General features: G+C 56.7%; 19 protein-coding genes and 1 pseudogene. 10 read left to right on the forward strand and 10 right to left on the reverse strand.

The genetic code is table 11. The annotated features are described in order from the left end of the window. The first annotated feature begins 67 nt into the window (after positions 1–67). Positions 68–529, forward strand: a complete 462-nt coding sequence (locus ACL9RJ_RS01225; protein ID WP_422764767.1) for a tautomerase — start codon at positions 68–70, stop codon at positions 527–529. Positions 530–550: 21 nt separating this feature from the next. On the opposite strand, the gene ACL9RJ_RS01230 is transcribed toward ACL9RJ_RS01225, so the two are convergent. Then, entirely contained in the window at positions 551–2,224 is a 1,674-nt protein-coding gene (locus tag ACL9RJ_RS01230) for a methyl-accepting chemotaxis protein (RefSeq protein WP_017128594.1), read from the reverse strand. A gap of 193 nt (positions 2,225–2,417) precedes the next feature. On the opposite strand from ACL9RJ_RS01230, the pseudogene ACL9RJ_RS01235 reads away from it, so the two are divergent. The 4 genes and pseudogenes from ACL9RJ_RS01235 to ACL9RJ_RS01250 all read left to right on the forward strand — a co-directional run. Next, positions 2,418–2,555, forward strand: a pseudogene (locus ACL9RJ_RS01235) (IS5/IS1182 family transposase); the annotation flags it as partial. A gap of 442 nt (positions 2,556–2,997) precedes the next feature. Further along, positions 2,998–3,792, forward strand: a complete 795-nt coding sequence (locus ACL9RJ_RS01240) for a hypothetical protein (RefSeq protein ID WP_422764768.1) — start codon at positions 2,998–3,000, stop codon at positions 3,790–3,792. Next, positions 3,779–4,696 carry a hypothetical protein gene (locus ACL9RJ_RS01245; protein ID WP_422764769.1) on the forward strand — a complete coding sequence of 306 codons (918 nt, stop codon included), beginning with the start codon at positions 3,779–3,781 and terminating at the stop codon, positions 4,694–4,696. The genes ACL9RJ_RS01240 and ACL9RJ_RS01245 overlap by 14 nt, the downstream gene beginning before the upstream one ends. Before the next feature lie 41 nt (positions 4,697–4,737). Beyond that, positions 4,738–6,072: a 3'-5' exonuclease gene (locus tag ACL9RJ_RS01250; protein ID WP_422764933.1), complete on the forward strand. Its 1,335-nt coding sequence runs from the start codon at positions 4,738–4,740 to the stop codon at positions 6,070–6,072. A 695-nt stretch (positions 6,073–6,767) separates the two neighbouring features. Here the strand turns inward: ACL9RJ_RS01250 and ACL9RJ_RS01255 are convergent. The 4 genes from ACL9RJ_RS01255 to ACL9RJ_RS01270 form a co-directional block, all read right to left on the reverse strand. Next, positions 6,768–7,046: a DUF3077 domain-containing protein gene (locus ACL9RJ_RS01255; protein ID WP_422764770.1), complete on the reverse strand. Its 279-nt coding sequence runs from the start codon at positions 7,044–7,046 to the stop codon at positions 6,768–6,770. A 400-nt stretch (positions 7,047–7,446) separates the two neighbouring features. Continuing rightward, positions 7,447–7,878: a low affinity iron permease family protein gene (locus ACL9RJ_RS01260; RefSeq protein WP_177108011.1), complete on the reverse strand. Its 432-nt coding sequence runs from the start codon at positions 7,876–7,878 to the stop codon at positions 7,447–7,449. A 151-nt stretch (positions 7,879–8,029) separates the two neighbouring features. Continuing rightward, positions 8,030–8,506 (reverse strand): hemerythrin domain-containing protein, encoded by a 477-nt coding sequence (locus tag ACL9RJ_RS01265; RefSeq protein ID WP_177108010.1) that lies wholly within the window; start codon positions 8,504–8,506, stop codon positions 8,030–8,032. Positions 8,507–8,658: 152 nt separating this feature from the next. Further along, positions 8,659–9,189 carry a GNAT family N-acetyltransferase gene (locus tag ACL9RJ_RS01270; protein ID WP_422764771.1) on the reverse strand — a complete coding sequence of 177 codons (531 nt, stop codon included), beginning with the start codon at positions 9,187–9,189 and terminating at the stop codon, positions 8,659–8,661. A 332-nt stretch (positions 9,190–9,521) separates the two neighbouring features. On the opposite strand from ACL9RJ_RS01270, the gene ACL9RJ_RS01275 reads away from it, so the two are divergent. Further along, positions 9,522–11,303 carry a DUF1302 domain-containing protein gene (locus tag ACL9RJ_RS01275; protein ID WP_258014205.1) on the forward strand — a complete coding sequence of 594 codons (1,782 nt, stop codon included), beginning with the start codon at positions 9,522–9,524 and terminating at the stop codon, positions 11,301–11,303. Between the two features lie 10 nt (positions 11,304–11,313). Beyond that, the gene (locus tag ACL9RJ_RS01280) at positions 11,314–12,672 is read left to right on the forward strand and encodes a DUF1329 domain-containing protein (RefSeq protein WP_422764772.1); all 1,359 of its coding nucleotides are present in this window, start codon (positions 11,314–11,316) and stop codon (positions 12,670–12,672) included. Between the two features lie 138 nt (positions 12,673–12,810). Here the strand turns inward: ACL9RJ_RS01280 and ACL9RJ_RS01285 are convergent, their stop codons facing one another. Then, positions 12,811–14,004, reverse strand: a complete 1,194-nt coding sequence (locus tag ACL9RJ_RS01285; protein ID WP_422764773.1) for a citrate/2-methylcitrate synthase — start codon at positions 14,002–14,004, stop codon at positions 12,811–12,813. A 126-nt stretch (positions 14,005–14,130) separates the two neighbouring features. Here ACL9RJ_RS01285 and ACL9RJ_RS01290 point away from each other — a divergent pair, with 126 nt between their 5' ends. The 3 genes from ACL9RJ_RS01290 to ACL9RJ_RS01300 all read left to right on the forward strand — a co-directional run bounded on the left by ACL9RJ_RS01290 (position 14,131) and on the right by ACL9RJ_RS01300 (position 17,167). Beyond that, positions 14,131–15,495 (forward strand): acyclic terpene utilization AtuA family protein, encoded by a 1,365-nt coding sequence (locus ACL9RJ_RS01290; RefSeq protein ID WP_177117972.1) that lies wholly within the window; start codon positions 14,131–14,133, stop codon positions 15,493–15,495. A gap of 2 nt (positions 15,496–15,497) precedes the next feature. Further along, positions 15,498–15,809, forward strand: coding sequence for a DUF4387 domain-containing protein (locus ACL9RJ_RS01295; protein ID WP_177082771.1), 312 nt, complete (start codon positions 15,498–15,500; stop codon positions 15,807–15,809). Positions 15,810–15,883: 74 nt separating this feature from the next. After that, on the forward strand, positions 15,884–17,167 hold the full coding sequence (locus ACL9RJ_RS01300; protein ID WP_422764774.1) for a CitMHS family transporter: 1,284 nt from the start codon (positions 15,884–15,886) through the stop codon (positions 17,165–17,167). Positions 17,168–17,221: 54 nt separating this feature from the next. On the opposite strand, the gene ACL9RJ_RS01305 is transcribed toward ACL9RJ_RS01300, so the two are convergent. The 4 genes from ACL9RJ_RS01305 to ACL9RJ_RS01320 all read right to left on the reverse strand — a co-directional run bounded on the left by ACL9RJ_RS01305 (position 17,222) and on the right by ACL9RJ_RS01320 (position 21,197). Continuing rightward, on the reverse strand, positions 17,222–17,956 hold the full coding sequence (locus ACL9RJ_RS01305) for an SDR family NAD(P)-dependent oxidoreductase (protein ID WP_017128582.1): 735 nt from the start codon (positions 17,954–17,956) through the stop codon (positions 17,222–17,224). A 31-nt stretch (positions 17,957–17,987) separates the two neighbouring features. After that, the gene (locus ACL9RJ_RS01310; protein ID WP_017128581.1) at positions 17,988–18,806 is read right to left on the reverse strand and encodes an ABC transporter permease; all 819 of its coding nucleotides are present in this window, start codon (positions 18,804–18,806) and stop codon (positions 17,988–17,990) included. Between the two features lie 13 nt (positions 18,807–18,819). After that, positions 18,820–19,998, reverse strand: coding sequence for an ABC transporter permease (locus ACL9RJ_RS01315; RefSeq protein WP_422764775.1), 1,179 nt, complete (start codon positions 19,996–19,998; stop codon positions 18,820–18,822). Positions 19,999–20,144: 146 nt separating this feature from the next. Further along, positions 20,145–21,197 carry an ABC transporter substrate-binding protein gene (locus ACL9RJ_RS01320; protein ID WP_422764776.1) on the reverse strand — a complete coding sequence of 351 codons (1,053 nt, stop codon included), beginning with the start codon at positions 21,195–21,197 and terminating at the stop codon, positions 20,145–20,147. Positions 21,198–21,296: the final 99 nt, after the last annotated feature.

Consider the following 21,296-nt stretch of genomic DNA (forward strand, 5'->3'; position numbering starts at 1 on the left):
AACGGACACTGGCAGCCTACAGGTTTGCGCCGCCTAATGCATGGCCTCTCATCCACTGGAGCCGTCCATGCCTAACATCCTGTTGAAAATCCCCAAGGGCGCTTTTCCCGGCGCAGCCCGTACCAACCTGGTGCGTGGCCTCAACGAGGCCGCCGCCATTGCCGAACGGATTCCGGCGGATCCCGCCACGCGCTTCTTGTGCTGGGTCGTTATCGAGGAGATCGAGCCGGGCAACTGGACCTGCGGCTCGGTCGACATGACCGCGCAGCTGGTACCGTGCATCGCCAGGGTTCATGTGCCGGCCGGTGTCCTCGACGAGACATCGAGGGGCCGTTATGTCGAGTTGATACAGCAGGCTTTCGTCGCGGCACAGCCCGCCGATGATCCGCGACGACTGATGACGTCGGTGATGCTGAACGAGGTGGCAGACGGAGCCTGGGGCGCCAACGGCGCGATCTGGAACCTGCCGGCCTTCGCCAGGGCGGCAGGTTTCGAGCACCTGCAGCACCTGGTGACGGGGCAGGACTGACGACCCGGGAAAAGCCGGGCGTTACAGCGAAAAGCGCGCCAGCATCCCATCCAGCTCCGCCGCCAGACGCCCCAGCTCTTGGCTGGCGGTGCTGGTCTGGGCGGCGCCGCTGGCCGTCTGCATGGACAGATCACGAATCAGCACCAGGTTGCGGTCCACTTCACGGGCCACCTGGGCCTGCTGCTCGGCAGCGGTGGCGATCACCTGGTTGCGCTCGTCAATGCCGGCCACCGAGCGGGAAATGCTCCCCAGCACATCCTTCGCCACCTGCGCCCGCTCACGCGTGCGGCCCGCCTGGGCGGCGCTTTCGGCCAGGGCCTGGACGGTCTGGCCGGTGCCCAGGTGAATACCGTCCATCATCTGCTCGATCTCCCGCGTCGAGGCATCGGTACGGTGCGCCAGGCCGCGCACTTCATCGGCCACCACGGCAAAACCGCGCCCCGCGTCACCGGCCCGGGCTGCTTCGATGGCGGCATTGAGGGCCAGCAGGTTGGTCTGCGCGGCCACGCTGCGGATCACCTCCAGCACCTTGCTGATGCCCTGGGTCTCCGTCGCCAGGGCCTGGGCACGCAGGCTGGCCTGTTCGACCTGATCGGCCAGGGCGCCGATGTCGGTCATGGTTTCGTCCAGTTGTTGCTGGCCCTCGCGCACGGCGGTGCTTGAATCGCGTGATTCGGTGGAGGTTTCCAGGGCGTTGCGGGCCACTTCCTCGACCACCTGGCTCATCTGCGTGACCGCCGTGGCGGCCTGTTCGATCTCGCCGCATTGCTGCTGCAAGTCCTGGGCGCTGTCATGCATGATCGCGCCCATCTCCTGGGTTGCCGCATTCAGGCGGCCAACGGCGCCACCGATCTGCTGGATCACCGCGTGCAACTGGTCGCGCATATGCCCGAGCATCTGCAGCAGTTGCGCCACTTCGTCCTGGCCATGGGCGACCACCACCTGACTGAGATCGCCGGCGGCGACGGTCTTGGCTACCTGCAAGGCCTGGCGCAGCGGCCGGGTGATGCTCACGCTCAGTCGCCAGGCCTGCAACAGCATCAGGGCCAGCGCCACGCCAATGACGATGGGCAGCAACAACTGCACCTGATGGAAGGTGCTGGCGGTGCTTTCCAGGGCCTGGGCGGTGGTCTGCTTGTTCAGTTCACGGAGCAACTGCACCTGCATGTCCATCAGCGAGCCCTGGTTGGACAGGTCGTTGTTGGAGAGGGTGGTGGCCTCGCTGATCTTCTTCTGTTCGACCAGATCGACGGCCTGCCTGAACAGCGTGACAAACTGCTGCGCGGCGTCCTGCAGCAACTTGATCGAGTCCCGCTCCGTGCCTTCCGGGACCTTGGCCAGGTACTCGGTGAACCCCTGGTCCACCTCGGCGCTGAGCTGTTGCAGGTTGATCTTGCGGTTGACCAGTTCGGCGGGGTCGTTGGCATACACCAGCAACAGCGCGGCCTCGGTGCGCATCTTGGCCAGGTCGATGGCGATGGCGTCGGCCTGGGCGATACTCGACAGCGGTCCTTGCTCGATCAACTCGCCCTCATGGCGAATATGCTGCATCGCCACCAGGCACAATCCGCCGATGGCGGCCAGCAACAGGGCGCACAGGCCGAAACTGGCCAGCAGGCGCTTGCCGATGCTCAGGCGACGCAGCAGGGCGGGGCGGTGGGACGGCTTGCGGAGAAAGGCAAAACGAAGGTTCACGGGCGCGGGCTCTTATGAGAACTACGCCAGCGGTTGTAGCAGGGCTGCGTGATGGCTTTATGTCATTAATGTGGATGTAGAAAATTTAATGTTGGGTGGCTGGTCGTGGCGCAGGTGGTGGCGTTGAATTGCGATGGCGCAGCGTGAACGCCGAGGGTGAGTAGGGGCTGGGGCGATCGCCTGCTCTTCCGGAGAACGACTATTTGGCTGGTGAAAGGAGCTCCGCCGCCTAGGGACACGCTGCTGCAAGTTGGCGGAAAGCTTTGCAGTGATGGTCGTACTTGCTTGCTGGCGACGGTGCTTACGACATTACTCTTCCTACCGCGCCTAGGAGTAACCCTGACGCTTAGAAGCACCACAAGAGCAGGGGAGTGAGTCCGTCCAGTCAGTGTCTGGCTAAACGGGCACGTATGACGAGCTCTTGGCCGAGCAGTTCGTCCCAAAGCATTGTGCTAAGGCATTTATAGGTAGGTCACAACAGAGTGGTAAAGAGATGTTAGAGGGCGAAGGTGATTTAGTCCGAAGTAACTGTACGAAGCATCCATTGAATTCATCTACATGTCTTTTTCTGTTGTGTGCAGAGGCTATTTTGTTACATTTTATTTCTATGTGGGTGGCTGAAGTAGGACGGATTCGTTGGGTTTTTCCCCAGGTACACCGCGTTGCTGTGACCTTTTCTGCCATCTGCTCTTTCATTTAGACGATTTTTTCTATTGATCCTTTAGGTTGCAAATTGCCATCATTGGGGGGCAAGTGAAAACCGTGAGGATGTGATGCGAGTCTTGACCAATGATGTAGCTATAGGGAAATACACTCAAGGTTCGATATTTAATTGCCTTCGAGTTTCCGATGGAAGCGAAAGATTCGGGATAGTTGTAACCGCCCGATGCGATATTGCGCATCAGAAAGCTCGAAATCTTGTCTGCTTACCTATATATCACTTATCTGAATGGATGGATGTTCGCGGGAATCATGAAGTTGCAGGGCAGTCGGCGGCAGCTATAAATAATATAGTATCAGAAATTCTCGGAAAGTATCAGGTTTCGAGTAGAGCTATCGATATATATGGGCTGGGCAAAACATTAGAAATACTAGGCGGGAAAGGAATTAGTGCTGCAGATAGGCTAAAGCTTGAAGTGCTCGAAGCGTTTATAGTTAAAAAGGATATCTCAGTTAATAATAAAATTTTAAAAGAGAATCGAAAAAAATACATGGATGGCTTAATTAGAAATCAACGTAGCGATACTTTTTTTGTAGAGCGTTTGATTTGTGGTGAGTGTCCGACTGGTTACGTAGTTGATTTGTCAGAGCCTATTTGCCTTTCGAAAAAGGCGTTGATTGAAGTATCAAAAGGGCTTGAGTATGTAAAATATTGTCGCGAGAAAGATACAGAATATAAGAATATAATTATTCAGGAGGGAGGGCATGCATGCTTTGTCTCAACTCTACTTTCTCCTTATGTGGAACTTTTGCTTCAAAGATTTTCAGGTTTTTATAGTCGAGTTGGAACTCAGGATATCTCAAAGAAAGACATGGAAGCAGTGAGGAGGCTACATGAAATTGATTGATTTTATTGGTATAACAGAAGAGTCTGCAAAAGCAATAATAAGTAATAGAGAGCTGCAAAGCGTTGATTTTGAAACCTCGCGCTCATTAATAAATATTTTGTGCAGGTGTGGCGGGGTGCAAGATGCAAGTGCTATTGGGTTAAAGCTAATTTCATATAAAAATGGGCAAATATTAACATTTCCTGGAGAGCAATATCGCTCTGAAAAAAATACCATAACTATAGACTTTGAAACCCTAAATTTTTCCAATGTGCAACCTGCGATGATCCTGACTGCAATACAAAAGCTTTTAAGGTTTGCCATAAAATTTTGGAATAATTTGAATTTAAATAATAATGAGTATCTTCCTCCAGGTTCGACAAAAGCTATTATTTTCCCATTTCCAATAACGACGGGAACATCTTATCGATTAACAGTTGAGCGTAATGCGGGGGAACGTAGGCTCTCAAGGCGTTTTTTAGGAAAGCATTTACTAACATATAAGTTTGGTACTACAGAAGGCAATGGGGCTAAGGAGGAATTTTCCACAACGAATTTTAATAAAGCAATTGAAGCTATTTTTGATCGTACTCTTTATAAGTTTGATCCTGAGCCTTCCGTTCAAAGTGATTTGGTTTTCAATAGTACAGACTTGAATTATGAGCCGCTTTCAACATCACTTTTGCTCGGGGCAGAGGACCCCTATAAAAAACTATCTTCTAGGCAAATCGAGTTTATAAGAAAACCATTCAGCCTACCATCTAGGATTGAGGGGCCAGCTGGTAGCGGAAAGACAATTTGTCTAGTGCTGAAATGTCTGCACTGGCTTAGAGATGCAAATGCATCAGGTAACGCAATAAAATTTCTATTCATTGTTCCAAGCCAAGAAATGGCACAGAATGTTCGATATTTTTTGAGATATTAGACCGTGATGCGACTTTTGATGTTGGAAATGATTATCAGAAAATAGAGATTAAAACACTTCAAGATGTTTGCAATGATTTTCTTAAAAATGATATCCATGAGTCTGAGCTGTTGGATGAGGATACGTTTGAGTCAAAAAATATTCAGCTACTCCATTTGGTTGAGGTGCTGCAGGAATACAAGTTGGATTTGGCTGGGCATAAAGGTTTTATATCAAAAGAGCTTTATGAGTTTTTTGAATATGATGATCTTTTTAAGATAGCAGAGCTTATGCGGCACGAGATAAGTGTCGTCATAAAAGGTCGCTGCGACGAAACTTTTGATAACTATCGTGATATATCTAGGCCTGCCTATGGCCTTCCTATTAATACAGAGGAGGATCGCCGTTTTATTTTCAATATATTTAATAGGTACTCAGAAATTTTAAATGCGCTATCCCAGTTTGATGTGGATGATATAGCGATTTCAGCGATATCTAAACTTGACTCGCCAATATGGCGCAGGAGAAGAAGTCAGGAAGGCTACGATGCATTGTTTATAGATGAGGTTCACTTGTTTAATATGAATGAGCTCTCTCTTGTTCATTTTTTGACAAAGAACTCAAAGACCACCCCTATTGCATACGCAATTGATCTCTCACAAGCGCTGGGGGATATAGCGTGGAATGATGCTGAGTTCTATGAGTCTATTGGGATTACTTCTCTTGAAGAAAAAACAACTTTAAGTGCTGTGTTTAGATGTTCGCCTGCAATAACTGATCTTGCATTTTCCATAACTTCTCATGGGGCAAATATTTTTACAAATTTTGATAACCCTATATCTCAAAGCCCCTATATTTATGGCGGTGTTTCTGATGAGGAGCCACCACAGTATTTTATGTTGAGTAGTCAGAAGGAGTTGCTAGAGCAAACATTTAAAGCGGCTGAAAAATTACGAACTTCTAAGGGTTTAAAGCGGCATCAAATTGCGATTATATTTTTTGATCGAATTTTATTTTCAGAGGCAATAAGATACGCATCGGATAACAAAAAGCCAGTCGCACAGCTTGTAAGGCGTGGGGATATAGAAGCAATTAAGAATGCGGAAAAAAGCTCGGCTAATATTGTTGCTGTTGCAGATTATGTCGGCGGATTGGAGTTTGAGGTAGTTATATTGGTTGGTGTGGACAAAGGTAGGGTTCCAAATCTTTCTAATATTACATCAATTGCTAGTAAGATGTATCAAAGTTATATATCGCATAACAGGTTGTATGTGTCCGTGACCCGTGCGAGAAGTACGGTGTGGATTATAGGGGAGGAAATACGAGGCGGGTCGGAGGTTCTAGAGGCTGCAGTTCATAATCAGAAATTAATCACACAGAAAAATTATAGTTTCTAGTGTTTGATTTTTTTGTAGCGGTCGGAGTGGAAAAGCCCTCCGTCATGCGCGATGACGGAAGGCTGTTAGTTTACAGCTAGTCTCCAGGCTTGTGCTTGTGGATAGGCAAAGTCGGGTGTTTTTTATCGTTAGGTGGATCCACATGCCGTCTGCGGTCGTCCTTACCATCTTCGCGTTTAGGTTTCGGACCTGGTTTGATATCAGTAAACATACGTACTCCCGTAAAGATCGCTAGGTGAGAAGCTTTGAAAACGTAGCACATAGCCAGCTATCTCGCTCATATCGCTGAAATAGCCGGAGCTGCCAAACCAGCCCTCGGGCCGGGCACGACAGCAGATAGGTGTGCTTCTTGCCTACGCTAAAGGTAGAGCATTTCGTTATTACAGGAATGTAGATACCACTTATTGAATCATTACCAATTTTGTCGGCCATGACTGAACGATTTTGGCCGATTCTGTTGAAAAAGTCGGCAATGCTTTGCGTATAAGAAAAGCACGCGTCCGAGATTGAAATCTTTTGTTTTTTCATAGACTTACAGACTCGGATTTCATGTGGCAGCGTGTAAAAAAGGTGTTTTCACCAGTCAATGATCAGGTCGTTTGAGCAGATAGTCTTTTCAACAGAATTGGCCGACTGCTGCTGTTGGAAATGTCTTATGTGGGCCAGCAATTGCGACCGACCCGTAGCCACCTAGCCTAGACCTTCCGACCAGACAGCATTCTCTGGTTCAGATCATCAACCACCGCCTTACCCATTTCGCAAAGGTAGTGAGACGCCCAGGCATAGCGCTCTCCATCTTTCTCCATGGCCGCGTCCAGGGCCAGATGCTTGGCGCAGTAAAACAGGTTGGATGCGTGCTCCATGGCGTCCTTGATCGGGATATCGGCGTTGACCCGAAACAACTGCTGATCACCCCCGCCGCAGGAGGCAAAGGTAATGACGCCGAGGGTCTTGATGGGAGGATGGTCGGTCATTGGACGCCTCCAGAGGTGGTGGAGGCAGAACGAGCATTGGTGCGAAACAACGAGAAAATACAAACTTCCATGGCATGACTCCTGATTTCAAGGAGCTGCAACAGTTCGTTTCCAGGCGAAGGGTGGCAGCTGTACGCGGGCTGGAAACCGGGAAATCAGGACCCCGGCAGACCCGAAGGCCTCCCGCGCACAGCCGCCATGACAGATTAGCGGGCACAAAAAAACGCCTGCAATCGTAATCTATGGAGGCGTCGAGCGCCTGATTTCTTGCCGGGTTTCCAGGCCCGGTCGCTGAATGAGCAGCGACATCCGAAGCCTAGTGCCCAGGTTGAACAGCGACAAGGCCAGGATTATTACCGATTGTGGCGGCAGAATTTCATTGGCGTAAAGCATCCTGGCGCTATGAGTCAGATGGCTTTTTTTCCGCCATTTCCTCCGCGGACGAAGGGGAAACCGGATTAGGGAGCAGCGTCTGATCCGCCTCTTCACCGGAGCCGATTTCGCTGTACTCCTTGCGCAACTCACGCAGCTCGCGGTTCTCCAGTTTGTCGAGGCACAAGGCGGCGTTTTGCGCGTCCTTGGTCACTCGCAGCAGCTCGTCTATCTTGATATGCAGAATGTCATTGTCACGGTTCTGGGTGTTCTGGATCAGGAAAACCATCAGAAAGGTGATGATGGTGGTCGAGGTGTTGATGATCAGCTGCCACGTATCGTTGTAGTGGAAATAGGGGCCCGTGGCGGCCCAGATGATGATCAGCACCACGGCGATCATGAAGGTCTTCGAGTTACCCGCCCATTTTGAAAGCTGTTGGCAAAACTTGGCGAATTTCATGATGGGATTCCTTGTTGTGTGTCCAGATATGGACATCAACTCATTCGTGAAATTCTTTGTTACATCCCGCTGCATGCGGTCATTTTCTGGCGCTTGTCCGATGGGCACCGAGAGCTCGGCACGCGGCCGGGCTCTCGGTGAGTGGTACGCATCAGGCGGCTATCTGTGCGGCATTCAGCTCTTTCTTGTGCTGCGCCTTCATGGCTTCCATCTGCTCGCCCAGGGCATCCAGGGTTTTCTTGCCCAGCAGTTTTTTCGCTTGAGGAAACATCTCGGTTTCCTCTTCTTCAATATGGTGCTCCAGCAGTTCCTTGACCACCTTGGCCCGGCCGGCAAACTCGGGGCTGCTGGGATCGGTGGTCTTGAGGTCGGGCAGTACCAGCGAGTCAACGGTGCGATGCTCTTCCTTGGCTTCGTAATACATTTCATCCTGCTCTTTTCCACCGGCTTTCTTGAACGCCGGATACAGGATTTCTTCTTCCAGCCGGGTATGGATGGAGATTTCCATTTCGAGCTTTGCCACCAGGTCCATGCGCTTTTTCAAGGCACGGTCGGTGGACTCGCTCAATTGGGTCAGGATGGCTTTTACACGTTCGTGGTCGGATTTCAGAAGGTCGATGGCGTTCATTGTTGTTGCCTCTGCTGTCACGGAAGGGCACGGGCAGCTCGATGGCCGCGCCGCTGTGTTCTCCCGTTGAAAGCAGCACTACTTGTGCCAGGCCCTGTGATTTGAATTCGTATTGTTTATCAATGAGTTGAAAAGCCCGTTGGGTGAAGGCGTCATGCAGTCTGCACGGACTGCGTCGCCAGGCATTGCAAATCAGCAAGTCGATATGCGTCTGCGGCCCTGTCCGGCGAGGAGGGCGCTTCAAGCAGGAATCCGCAGCGCCCCAGGACTTTTTTCGACCCCATGTTTTCCTTGTACACCGTGGCCACCAACTGCGTCAGTTGCCAGTGGGTCTGTGCCACATGGATCAGATGCCTTAGCGCCAGGGTTGCCAGGCCTTGTCCGCAAACGTCTTGATCGATCCGATAGCCGACTTCCGCCGAGCCTTTGGGTGAGTTGATGCTTTTCAGGTTGGCCCGACCGACGATTCTCGCGCTGGCATCTTCGATGACAAACGGATGCCAGGTCCCGGCGGCGAAACCGGACAGGTAGGATTCGATATGGTCGGCTGCACCTTGCGGCGAATAAAAAGAAGGCGCGCGGGCCTCGATCTGCGATTCGAACCACTCGCGGTTACGTGATTCGAATGCCAGCAAGGCTTCAACATCCGTGCTCTCCAGTTTGCGAACGCTGAACGGTTTCACTGGGTGACGCTCCTGTCTGCCAAATATCCTGGTTTTGTATCCCTCCTGATGGGGTGTCTGCAAGCGTTGAGTGCTTAGTGAGGTTTGCTTCGCTGCCCACTTGCTGTCCCAACAGCGCCCCCATCCCCCCCCACCGTACAAGACCGCGCCTATCGAACCCCGATAGGGGCATGTGTTGACGAAATTCGTACAGATTTACATCACAATATTGATTGATTAGTCTCAATCTTGTTTCTGTTTGTATATGTTGATTTATAAATCAATGTATTGCTGCGAACCGGAACGACCTCCGCATTCTGCTTGTAAAAACACAATAATAAGGTGGACGGGACGTGAGACTTATCACAATAAAAAAAGGCGGCCCAGGCCGCGGTCGTGGTTGGCTCGGGGCACTGGCGCTGGTCTGTCTGTCGCCGGCCAATGCTGTGAGTTTCAACCTCGGTGAGATCGAGGGGAAACTGGACTCTTCACTGACCTTCGGCACCAGTTGGGCTCTGCGTAATCCGGACAAGGACTTTGTCGGCATCGGTAATGGCGGGCGTGGCGACTCACGCACGGCCGATGACGGACGCCTCAACTTTCGCAAGGGAGAAGTCTTTTCGCAGGTCTTCAAAGGCGTGCACGACCTGGAGTTGAAGAGCGGCGATACCGGTGCCTTCCTGCGCGGCAAGTACTGGTACGACTTCGAGCTCAAGGATGGCCACCAGCATTTGTATGACATCCAGGATGATCATCGCGATGCCGGCGCCCAGTCTTCGGGTGTGCAACTGCTGGATGCCTTCGTTTATCACAACTATGAACTGGCGGATCAGACGGGTTCGGTGCGCGTCGGCAAGCAGGTGGTCAGTTGGGGCGGCAGCACGTTTATCAGCGGCGGCATCAACAGTATCAACCCCCTGGATGCCAGTGCGTTGCGCCGGCCCGGGTCCGAGCTCAAGGAGGGGTTGATTCCGGTCAACATGATCTATGTCCAGCAGTCGCTGAATGATGTCGTCAGCGTCGAAGGCTTCTACCAGTTGCAGTGGCAGAAGACCGTGATTGATAACTGTGGAACGTTCTTCGCCAGTTCCGACATTCTCGCCAGGGGCTGTAATGATCGCTATGTGGTGGCGGGCGCCGACATGAAACCGGGGGCCTCCGATAACAGCGGTCTGAATGGCAATACCATTTATCTGCCGCGTGGGCCTGACCATGACGCGCGTGACAGCGGCCAGTTCGGGATCGCCTTGCGTTGGCTGATGCCCGAGCTCAATGACACGGAATTCAGTCTGTACGGCATGAATTATCACAGTCGAACGCCGGTCGGCAGCTCGACGATGACCACCGTCAACCCCTTTACCAGCCCGGCGTTTGGAGCCGCGCATGCTTCCTACTTCCTGGATTATCCCGAGGATATCCGGTTGTACGGCTTGAGCTTCAATACGACGGTGGCGGGCGCTTCCGTGGAAGGGGAAATCAGCCATCGGCCGAACATGCCGCTGGCTTATGACGACCTGACCTACGCCACTTTGCGCCTGTCGCCGCTGGTGCCTTCGGTCATTCCGAACTCTGGCATCCCGGGCGATACGATCAAGGGCTACACACGCAAACCCTTTACCCAGGCCACCCTTAGCGTGACCCAGACGGTGGACCAGATCCTCGGTGCCAGTCGCCTGACGATGCTGGGGGAGGTGGGCTACAGCCACATCTCGGGTATCTCCGAAGGCCAGGACGGCAAGCCAAGGTTCGGTCGTGCCAGCGTTTTCGGCCCGGGGGAATACACCGGGGCCGGCGGTGTCGATCTGTGTCGGACCGTGCTGAGCGGGCGGCCGGAGTACTGCAATGACAAAGGCTTCTATACCCGCGACTCATGGGGTTACCGGCTGCGCGCCGGCCTTACCTATAACGGCGTGATCGGCGGTCTGGACTTGAGTCCGAACATCGCCTTTTCCCATGACGTGGACGGCTACGGGCCGACTTTCACCGAAGGCAGCAAGGCCATCAGTATCGGCATCAATGCCACCTATCTCTCCAACTACAACGCCAGCATCAGTTACACCGATTTCTTCGGGGGTGATTACACCACCAATACCGATCGGGATTTCGTGAGTGCCAGCGTTGGTGTGACGTTCTGAGGAATTGGATATGAGCAGAACAATAAGAACCCTGGGCCCATTGCTGGTCTGGGCATCACTGGCTTCGACTCCGTTGCAGGCCGCCGTGGACGCGGGCGAAGCCGCGAAACTGGGGACGACCCTCACTCCCGTGGGCGCCGAGAAAGCCGGTAATGCGGCGGGCAGCATTCCGGCCTGGACCGGTGGCTTGCCCAAGGATGCCGGCAAGGTCGTTGACGGCTTTCGCCAGGACCCGTTTACCGCGGAGAAGCCGCTGTTCATTATCGACAGCAAGAACGCCGCCCGTTACCAGGCCAACCTCACGCCCGGTCAACTGGCGATGTTCAAGCGCTATCCGGACACCTACAAACTCCCGGTATACACAACTCATCGCAGTGCCAATTGGCCGGAGTCGACCTATGCACAGATCAGGAAAAATGCGACGCAAACCGTGATGATCGGCGGCGGCAACGGGTTGGAAAACTACTCGAGCCCATTGGCGTTTCCCCTTCCCAGGAACGGCCTGGAAGTGATCTGGAACCATATCACGCGCTATCGCGGCGACAGTTATGTGCGCGTCACTTCAACCTACATGACGACACCCTCCGGGGATTATTCGTGGAAGACCGAGCGGGACACGCTGGCCTTCAGTGAACAGTTGAGCGACTACGATGCGGACAAGCAGAAAAACATCCTCTACTACTTCACTTCGGAAAATATCGCCCCCGCGCGCGACGTGGGGGGCGTACTGCTGGTGCACGAGACACTCGACCAGGTGAAAGAGCCCCGCATGGCCTGGCAGTACAACTCGGGCCAGCGCCGGGTTCGCCGGGCGCCGCAGGTGGCCTACGACAGCCCGGGACCGGGCAACCTGCGCACCAATGATCAGATGGATATGTTCAACGGTTCGCCGGATCGCTACGAATGGACGTTGGTGGGCAAGAAGGAACTCTACATTCCCTACAACAGCTACCGGCTGGCAGACCCGGCCAATACCGTTGATGAGCTGATCCGGCCCGGTCATCTCAATCAGGACAAAACCCGTTATGAGTTGCATCGGGTCTGGGAGGTGATTGCCACCCTCAAGCCCAGTGAGCGCCACGTCTATTCCAAGCGGCACCTGTTCATCGACGAGGACACCTGGAGCATTGTCGAGGCGGATCATTACGACAGCCGTGGCGATCTGTGGCGCGTGTCGGAAAACCACCTCATGGCGCTGTATGACGCTCGGTTGACGATCTCGGCGGCGGAAATGACCTATGACCTGACATCCGGTCGCTACCTGGCCAACTACCTGATCAACTCGATCAAGAATGCCTACCAGTTCGGAGTGAAAACCAAGAGTTCGGATTTCACACCGGCTGCCTTGCGTAATATCGGCATTCGCTGAGCTGATGCCATTCACTTGAAAGCATCACGTAGTCTGTAGGAGCCTGGCTTGCGAGCGAAGAGGCCCGTGAAATCGCTAAAAGCTTCGCGGGCAAGCCCGGCTCCTACAGGGGGGGCCATGTTCTCCCGCGAAGCCTGATCAATCGGGCAGCAGCCCGACATATTTGGCCCTGGGGCGTAGCAGGGGTTGTTGCTGATACTGCTCGTTGGCGTGAGCCAGCCAGCCGATGACGCGACCAATGCCGCCGAGGGCTACTTCCTGGCTGTTGAGGTTGAGCTTGCGGCCGATGAAGCTCAACAGCAGCAGAAACGCCGGTGGCTGTTGAGTGAGCTCCCGGGCGACTTCTATCGCCTTGAGCAGCTTGATGAATTCGGCATCGCTAGCGAATACCTCCGACATGGCGTCGAGCAGGCATTGCGCACGGGGATCGGTCAGCGCGTGCTGATTGGTATCAAATCCCGGTATCGACTCGCCCTGGCGAAAGCGCTGCAGGATCGGCGCGGTAGCGTCTCTGGCCATGCAGATTTCTTCCAGTAGCCGCGTGACGGTTTCGCTGCGTCCGGTGCTCAACCGCCGGCCACGGCTGGCCGCGAGCCCGACGATGGCGGCGTAGTAGGGCGTTACGCCCACGTTGGCGGCGACCCGTACCGTGTAGGTCGTCGGGTCCAGTTCATGGTCGATGCAGAGAATCAGGGCGCGACGTATCAGGTCCGCGAAGGCGGCGTCGACTCCCAGTGATTCGGCGATGAATTGATGCAAGGGCCGCGCATCCGGGCCGTTTGCGCCGACGGCCAGGGCTGCCAGCCAGCGCACGACATCGACGCCGGTACGGGCGTAGCCCTCGGGCGACAGATCATGGGCCCGAGGATTCTCATGCTCGATCAGCGGAAACAGGGCAATGGCTTTTTGCGCGGTGGTCATGTTCTCCAGCGATTTGAGCAAGGCGCCGATGCCCTTGGGGCGCTTGGGCAGGGGCGTGCTGTCGAACACACCGGGGGTCTGCCAGATCCATTGCGCCACTTCCTCGACGCTCGAGTGCTGTGCCAGCTCCACCACGTCCCGCCCGCGGTAGTACAGGCCCTTGTCGGTCAACAGGGTGATCGCACTGCTGGCCGCGATGCGCTGCAGCTCCGGCATCCCGCCGGCATCTTCCTTGCCCTTGCCCAAGCGATCTATATCCGCCGCCCAATACCGTCGGCTGCGCGAACCCTCGACCTTCAGCGAGCGCAGGTTCTTGCGGCTGACATAGGCATATAGCGTCGGCAGGCTGATGCCCAGTCGGCTCGCCGCTTCATCGGCGGACAGGTACAGATCTTCTTCTTGCGCATCCATCGGCAGGGCTCTCAGGTTGATGAATCTTGTCCAGATTTACACTTGATATATGGCTGTATATCGTACTGTCAACAATCATAACAATACATATATTGATCAATATATGGCAGTGCTTGGAGGCATATCGTGGAAGTAAGAGTATTGGCGCCCACCGGCGTGATCGGAGCTGGCTTCAAGGCCAGCTCTCTGGAGCGGGGCGTATCCCTGAGGCCGCATGTCATTGCTTGTGACGCAGGTTCCACCGATTCCGGTCCGGCCGCGTTGGGCAGCGGCAAGGCCAAGCTTTCCCGGGATGCCTGCAAACGTGACCTGCGGCTGTTGCTGCTGGCCCGGCAGACACTGGACGTGCCGCTCATCATCGGTTCCTGCGGCACCAGTGGCCGGGATATCGGGGTGGACTGGATGGCCGATCTCGCCCTGGAAATCGCCGATGAAGAGGGGCTGCATTTCAAGCTCGCGCTGATTTATGCCGACCAGTCGCCACAAGTCCTCAAGGAACGCCTGGCACAAGGCAAGATCCAGCCCCTGGTGCCTGCGCCACACCTGGATGACCAGGTGATCGACAGCAGCCACATCGTGGCGATGATGGGGGTCGAGCCGTTGTCGGCCGCGCTGGATACCGGTGCCAACGTGATCCTGGCCGGCCGTGCCAGTGACTCGGCGTTGTATGCCGTGGTGCCGGAGCGCATGGGGGCCGATCGCGGGTTGACCTGGCACGCGGCAAAAACCATCGAGTGCGGCGCGGCCTGCTGCGTCACGCCGGCGGCTGACGGGTTGATGGCCTACATCCGTGACGATCACTTTGAAATCGAGCCGCTGGATCTGGAGGCGCAGGTCACGCCTCTGTCGGTCGCAGCGCATACGCTCTATGAAAACAGCAACCCGTTCCTGTTGACCGAGCCCTCCGGCGTGGTCGATACCGAGCACGCCGTGTACTACGCGACCAGTGCACGTACGGTGCGGGTCAGCGGATCGGATTTTCATCATGCGCCGACCTACAGCCTGAAGCTTGAAGGCTCGCAATTGGTCGGCTACCAGACCGTGGTGATCGGCGGGATTCGCGATCCCAAGATCTTCATGGCCCTTGAAGCCTTGCTGCCCAAGGCCCAGGTGTATTTTCGGGCACGCATCGCCGAGCTGTATGGCAGTCAACTGAGTCCGGAAGACTACGACATCGATTTTCGCATCTACGGCCGCGGCGCGGTGATGGGCCCGCTGGAGGTCGAGACCGCTGTCGTACCGACCGAGGTGGGTATCCTTATCACCATTACCGCCCCCTCCCAGGAACTGGCGAGCAAGATCGCCAAGTTTGTCAGTCATGTCAGCGCGCACTTGCCGGTGCCCGGGTACGAAGGGTTGATCAGCACCATCGCCTACCCCTTTTCGCCACCGGAACTGGAGCGCGGCGCCACTTACCGCTTCAGCGTCAATCATGTGCTGCTGCCGGAGAATCCGCTGGAAATGTTCCGAACCAAGTTGCTGGAGGTATGACCATGACGACCATTGCCGAATTGTGCAGCCTGGTGCGCTCCAAGAATGCCGGGCCCTTCGTGCTGACCTTTGACCTGATGTTCACCAACCAGGCCAACTACGAACGCGTCAACAGGACCCGACCGATCACCAAGGCGCTGCTGGCGCAGATCTACCGGCAGAAGGAGGAAGACATCACTCTGGTCTACCACGACCAGGCGCGGGCGATAAAAGCCTCTTTTCCCCGACCGGTCTTCCAGGGCGAACTGCGTGACAGTGACTGCTATGGCGGTCAGCAATATGTGCCGCTGATGTCCATCAGCGTCCCGGCGTAATCTGCCTTGGCACGACGCTGTGTGTTTGCTCGCGTCGTGCCGGCTTGGCTCCCACAACAATAAGGAATACAGGCATGGCGCTGGTAGGTTTTGGCATGGTCATCACATTCATGTACCTGATCATGAGCAAGCGGCTTTCCGCGATTGTCGCTCTGATCCTGGTCCCGGTGCTGTTCGCCGTGGCCAGTGGCTTCGGCTCCACGGCCGGGACCATGGTGCTCGACGGCATCAGGCAATTGGCACCGACGGCGATGATGCTGATGTTCGCCATTTTGTTCTTCGCGATCATGTACGACGCCGGATTGTTCGAGCCGCTGATCAGACGGGTAGTGGCCTCGGTAGGCAACGATCCCCTGCGGGTCACGGTGGGGACGGCGCTGCTGTCCTCGGCGATATCCCTGGATGGCGATGGCTCGACCACAGTCCTGGTGGTCGTGACGGCACTGTTGCCGATTTATCTGCGCCTGGGCATGAACCCCCTGATCATCGCGGTCCTGCTGTTACTGACCAACAGTCCGATCAACCTGGTGCCTTGGGGCGGTCCCACTGCCCGCGCCGCGAGCGCATTGCACCTGGATGCGATGGTGCTTTTCGTTGGCTTGATTCCAGTCATCCTGGGGTGCCTGGTCTTTGCCTTTGTTGTCGCCTGCTGGCTCGGTATGCGTGAGCGCAAGCGCTTGAACTGGCAGGGAAGCGCCGTCCCCTCATCGGTAGATAACACGTCGGACAGTGCTGTCGATAGCCACCGTCCCGGTCTGATCTGGGTCAACCTGGCGCTGACACTGGCGTTGGTGGCGGCGATGGGGTTGCGGCTGGGGCCGCTGCCTGTGCTGATGATGGTGGCGTTCGCGCTGGCACTGCTGATCAATTATCCGAAGCTGGAGGACCAGAAGCGGCGTATCGCGGCTCACGCAGACAGCGTGCTGAGTGTGCTGGCGCTGATCTTCGCGGCCGGTGCCTTTACCGGCATTCTCACCGGCACCGGAATGGTCGATGCCATGTCGAACCGGTTTATTGCGGTGCTGCCCGACAGTGCCGGCCCGCACCTGGCGATCATCACGGCGTTTGCCAGTCTGCCGTTTACATTTTTCATGTCCAACGATGCCTTTTTCTTTGGCATCGTTCCCTTGCTGGCCAAGGCCGCGGCCCAGTACGGCATCGACCCGATGCACGTGGCCAGGGCCGCCGTACTGGGCCAGCCCGTGCACGCACTCAGTCCCTTGCTGGCCGCCGGCTACCTGATGAGCGGCCTGCTGAATCGCGAGGTCGGTGAATTGCAGCGCTTCTGTTTGAAGTGGTCGGTACTCAGCGCCCTGGTTGCCATTGGCGTGGCTTTGCTCTGCGGGGCGATTATCTGACCGGCTGACGGCAGCACCGCCTTGGACATCCCTGTCCAGGATCACTGCCGAAGACTACGACCGGGGAGTCAACAATCCAGCTGTCTCCCCACCGTCCACGGTGAGTGTCGTGCCGTTCACGTAGCTGGAAGCGGGTGACAGCAGCCAGTAGATGGCCTCGGCCACCTCTTGCGGACTGGCGAGGCGCCCCTCGGGGATTCGGGCTGTCAGGGCGGCCAGCCGCGAAGCGTCGTTGACCACCTTGTCCATCATGCGGGTGGCGATCTGGCCCGGGCAGACGGCGTTGAAGCGTACCTGCCCGCCATATTCCAGGGCCAGGGCCTGGGTCAGCCCGAGGAGGGCAGCCTTGCTCGCACAGTAGGTGGCCAGCCCTTGCTCGCCGGTCTTGCCGGCGATCGAGGAGACGTTCACTACCGCGCCTTTGCCTGCTATCAGCCCGGGCAGGGCATGCTTGGTGTAGAAGAATACCGAACGGGTATTGACCGCGAACAGCGTGTCCCACTCCTGCTGCGTGGTCTCGACGAAGGCCTTGCGCCCGGACATGCCGGCATTGTTGACCAGCCCGGAGAGCTTTCCGTCACTCAGTTGCAGGGCGGTGGCGACGACGTTCCGGCAATCGCTTTCGCTCAGCACATCCCCGGCCACGAAGGTACAGCCGGGCAGGCTTGCGGCAAGTTGCTCGCCGGATGCCTGGTCGCGCCCGCTGAAGACCACCGGATGGCCGAGGCCGGCGAGTTTGGCCACGGTCGCGGCGCCGATGCCTTGGGTCCCGCCTGTGACGATATACATAGGGGTTGCTCCTGTTCTGGATGGGGCTGGGTTACGCCGCCGGTTGTTTGAGGGTTCTGCTCGAACGCAGGGAAAGCCAGGTGGTGGTCAGCAAACCTGCGAGGCCGACCACCAGCAGGAACGATGACATCGCGACAATCGACGGATCGATGGTGTCACGAATGCCGTCGAACATCTGCCGTGGCAAGGTGCGTTGGCCGGGGCCGCCGATAAACAGCACGACGACGATTTCATCGAACGAGGTCATGAAGGCGAAGAGGGCGCCGGAGACCACGCCGGGGGCAATGATCGGCAAGGCGATGGTGACGAACGCCCGAACCGGCGCCGCCCCCGACATGGCCGCCGCGCGCAGCAGGCTCATGTCCAGGCCCTGCAGGCTGGCGGCGACGTTGATCAGGACAAAGGGCGTGGCGAGCACGGTATGGGCGAGGATCATTCCGCTGAGGGTGCCGGTCAGGCCCAGTTGGCCGAACAGGAAGTACATGCCCAGGCCGGAAATCACCGGCGGAATGATCATGGGGGAAATCAGCAGCGCCAGCAGGTTGGTCGCGCCCGGCAGGTTGCGACGGGCGAAAGCGAGCGCGGCCAAGGTCCCCAGCAGGGTCGCCAGCGCGGTCGCGGCGACTCCGACGACCAGGCTGTTGCGCAGCGCCTGCATCCACGGTCCGGCACTGAAGACTTTTTCGTACCAGCGCAGGGACAGGCCCGGCAGCGGATAAGACAGGAACGTGCCGCTGCTGAAGGAAATGGGCACCACCGCCAGCAAGGGCATGATCATGAACACGATCATGGCGATGCCGAACAGGCGCAGCAGGTTGCGGCTGATGAAACAGAGGGTGAAATGATTCATGGACGTTCCCCGATTACCTGATCCCGGCGATCTGGCGGATACCCACCAGTCGGGCCGCGAGCAGATAGATAGCCATTACACAGAGTATCAACACCAGGCCCAGCGCCGAGGCCATCCCCCAGTTCACGGTGGTGTTGGTATAGAAGGCGATGAAGTAGCCCAGCATCTGTTCGCGCGCGCTGCCGACCAGGGTCGGCGTGACGTAGTAGCCCGCCGCGACGATAAAGGTCAGCAGGGTGCCGGAGCCGATTCCGGTCAGCGTCATGGGCAGGTAGACGTGGAAGAAACCCCGCACCGGATGAGCCCCCAGGGAGCCCGAGGCGCGCATGTAGTGCGCCGGAATGCCTTTCATCACGCTGTACAGCGGCAGTACGGTGAAGGGCTGCAGGATATGCACCATCACGATGTAGACCCCCAGCGCATCGAAGATCATCGGTAGTGGATGATCGATCAGGCCCAGGTTCATCAGGAAGGTATTGACGATGCCTTTCTCTTGCAGCACCACAATCCAGGCGGTGGTCCTGGCCAGCAGGGACGTCCAGAACGGCAGCATGACCGCCAGGATCAACACCATCTGGAAGGGCCGCGATGCCTTGACCAGCAGCACGGCAAATGGAAACCCCAGCACCAGGCACAACAGCGAGACCACGAAGGCGATCTTCAGTGTCTTGAAGGTGAGGTCCAGGTACACCCGCTTGTCCGGCTCGACCCGCTGGATACCGTGGGCGGTGCGCTCCAGATCCAGGGCGCTGAGCAAGTAGTAGGCGGTATAGGCCGGGGAGGCCCGTTCGAAGGCATCCCACAGTTCGGGCGTGGCCCAGCGCGGGTCGATGGCGGTCAGGCGGGCACGTGCGGAGTCACCGGCGACGGGCTGTTGATTGGCCTGCCACTGGTAGCGGCGGGCGGTGGTGGTGATGAGAAAACGATAACCGCTGTTTTCGTAGTTCATGCGCCGGGCGGCTTCGCCGACCGCGCCCAGGTTCTCGACATGGACAAGATCCTGTTCCAGGGCCGCAAACACGGCGTCACCGGGTACGCTCAGAGGGGCGCTGCGTTTTTCCTGGTCCAGCGCCTGTACGGTCCGGGGAAAGGCCTGGACCATCTCGGGATTGCTGACCGCGCGATAGAGCATCATCCCGATGGGCAGGACAAAGAACACCGCGGTGTAGATCAGTAGGGGTAAAAGCAGCATCACGGAAACCAGTCGTTTTTGCCGACTCGACTTCTGATGCGCGCTTGCAAGTGAATCCAGCGCCATGGCGGACATATCGACAGACCTCGAAATTCTCTGTCGGCGGCTTCGTCACGCACGAAGCCGCCGTTCAAGCAGGGGGTGACTTACTTCGCCGCCCAGTTGGTGAAGCGGGCCATCAGGTCTTCTTCGTAATTGACCCAGAACGGGGTATTGAGCAACAACGCGTATTCCAGGTTGGCCGGGGCGGTGGGCAGGCTGCCCAGGGTCTGCTTGTCCAGTGCCGTCTGGGCCTTGTCGTTGACGATGCCGTAGGGAATGGCCTGGGCAAAGGCGCCCTGCGCCTTGGGACTGAGCATGTAGTCGAGTATCGAGTAGCTCTCCTTGAGGTTGGGCGTGCCCTTGATGATCGTCCAGTAATCCATGCTGTAGAGCTGCTGGTTCCAGATCAGCGGGAAGTGCGCGCCCTGCTGGTTGGCGATGGCGATCCGGCCGTTGTAGGCGGCGGTCACCGCGACACTGCCGGACGACAGCCATTCAAGCGGCTGGGCGCCGGTTTCCCACCACTGGATGTAGGGCTTGATCTCATCCAGCTTGGCGAATGCGCGATCCTGCCCGGCCTTGGTGGCCAGTACGCTGTAGACCTCGGCAGGCTTGACGCCATCGGCCATCAGGGCGATTTCCAGGGTCATCCGCGCCTGTTTGCGCAGGCCACGCTTGCCCGGCCATTTCTTCACGTTCCAGAAATCCGCCCAGGTTTGCGGACCGTCGCTGGCGAATTTCCGGTTGTCATAGGTCATGACTTCCGACCAGACGATAGCGCCCACGCCGCAGGGAGCGAACTTGTCCGGCGGGATATCCGCCGCGCTGCTCAGCTTGCTCTGGTCGAGGGGCTCCAGCAGGCCTTGCTCACAGGCCAGGGCCATCTCGTTTTCGTCCATCTGCACCACGTCCCACGTCGGGTTGCCGGCCTGGACCATGGCTTTCTGTTTGGCGATGCCGCCGTCGTAGGTGTCCTGCACCACAGGCTTGCCGCTTTGCGCGGCATAGGGCTTGAAATAGGCCTTGTCGAAAGCTTCCTGGGTGGCACCGCCGAATCCCACCACCGTCAGGTCGCGGGCCAGGGTGGCCTCGCTGGTGAGAAAGGTCGCGGCGCAAATCGAACATACAAGGACGGTACGGCTGAATATCGAGGACATGTCTGTCCCTCCTGCTGTTTGAGGATGTAAGGGATTAGCCAGGTTCAAACGGGGCAGTAGCGAACTAAACGGTGTCGGAAGTGGTTTGCATGGTTGCCT

Source organism: Pseudomonas sp. Mn2068 (genome assembly GCF_049319725.1).
GTDB lineage: Bacteria > Pseudomonadota > Gammaproteobacteria > Pseudomonadales > Pseudomonadaceae > Aquipseudomonas > Aquipseudomonas gingeri.

What these genes read in the sequence shown, in the direction of transcription:
- ACL9RJ_RS01225 (WP_422764767.1), top strand. Translation starts at nt 68, where the DNA reads ATGCCTAACATCCTGTTGAAAATCCCCAAGGGCGCTTTTCCCGGCGCA.
- ACL9RJ_RS01240 (WP_422764768.1), top strand. Translation starts at nt 2,998, where the DNA reads ATGCGAGTCTTGACCAATGATGTAGCTATAGGGAAATACACTCAAGGT.
- ACL9RJ_RS01245 (WP_422764769.1), top strand. Translation starts at nt 3,779, where the DNA reads ATGAAATTGATTGATTTTATTGGTATAACAGAAGAGTCTGCAAAAGCA.
- ACL9RJ_RS01255 (WP_422764770.1), bottom strand. Translation starts at nt 7,046, where the DNA reads ATGACCGACCATCCTCCCATCAAGACCCTCGGCGTCATTACCTTTGCC.
- ACL9RJ_RS01260 (WP_177108011.1), bottom strand. Translation starts at nt 7,878, where the DNA reads ATGAAATTCGCCAAGTTTTGCCAACAGCTTTCAAAATGGGCGGGTAAC.
- ACL9RJ_RS01265 (WP_177108010.1), bottom strand. Translation starts at nt 8,506, where the DNA reads ATGAACGCCATCGACCTTCTGAAATCCGACCACGAACGTGTAAAAGCC.
- ACL9RJ_RS01280 (WP_422764772.1), top strand. Translation starts at nt 11,314, where the DNA reads ATGAGCAGAACAATAAGAACCCTGGGCCCATTGCTGGTCTGGGCATCA.
- ACL9RJ_RS01285 (WP_422764773.1), bottom strand. Translation starts at nt 14,004, where the DNA reads ATGGATGCGCAAGAAGAAGATCTGTACCTGTCCGCCGATGAAGCGGCG.
- ACL9RJ_RS01295 (WP_177082771.1), top strand. Translation starts at nt 15,498, where the DNA reads ATGACGACCATTGCCGAATTGTGCAGCCTGGTGCGCTCCAAGAATGCC.
- ACL9RJ_RS01300 (WP_422764774.1), top strand. Translation starts at nt 15,884, where the DNA reads ATGGCGCTGGTAGGTTTTGGCATGGTCATCACATTCATGTACCTGATC.
- ACL9RJ_RS01305 (WP_017128582.1), bottom strand. Translation starts at nt 17,956, where the DNA reads ATGTATATCGTCACAGGCGGGACCCAAGGCATCGGCGCCGCGACCGTG.
- ACL9RJ_RS01310 (WP_017128581.1), bottom strand. Translation starts at nt 18,806, where the DNA reads ATGAATCATTTCACCCTCTGTTTCATCAGCCGCAACCTGCTGCGCCTG.
- ACL9RJ_RS01315 (WP_422764775.1), bottom strand. Translation starts at nt 19,998, where the DNA reads ATGCTGCTTTTACCCCTACTGATCTACACCGCGGTGTTCTTTGTCCTG.
- ACL9RJ_RS01320 (WP_422764776.1), bottom strand. Translation starts at nt 21,197, where the DNA reads ATGTCCTCGATATTCAGCCGTACCGTCCTTGTATGTTCGATTTGCGCC.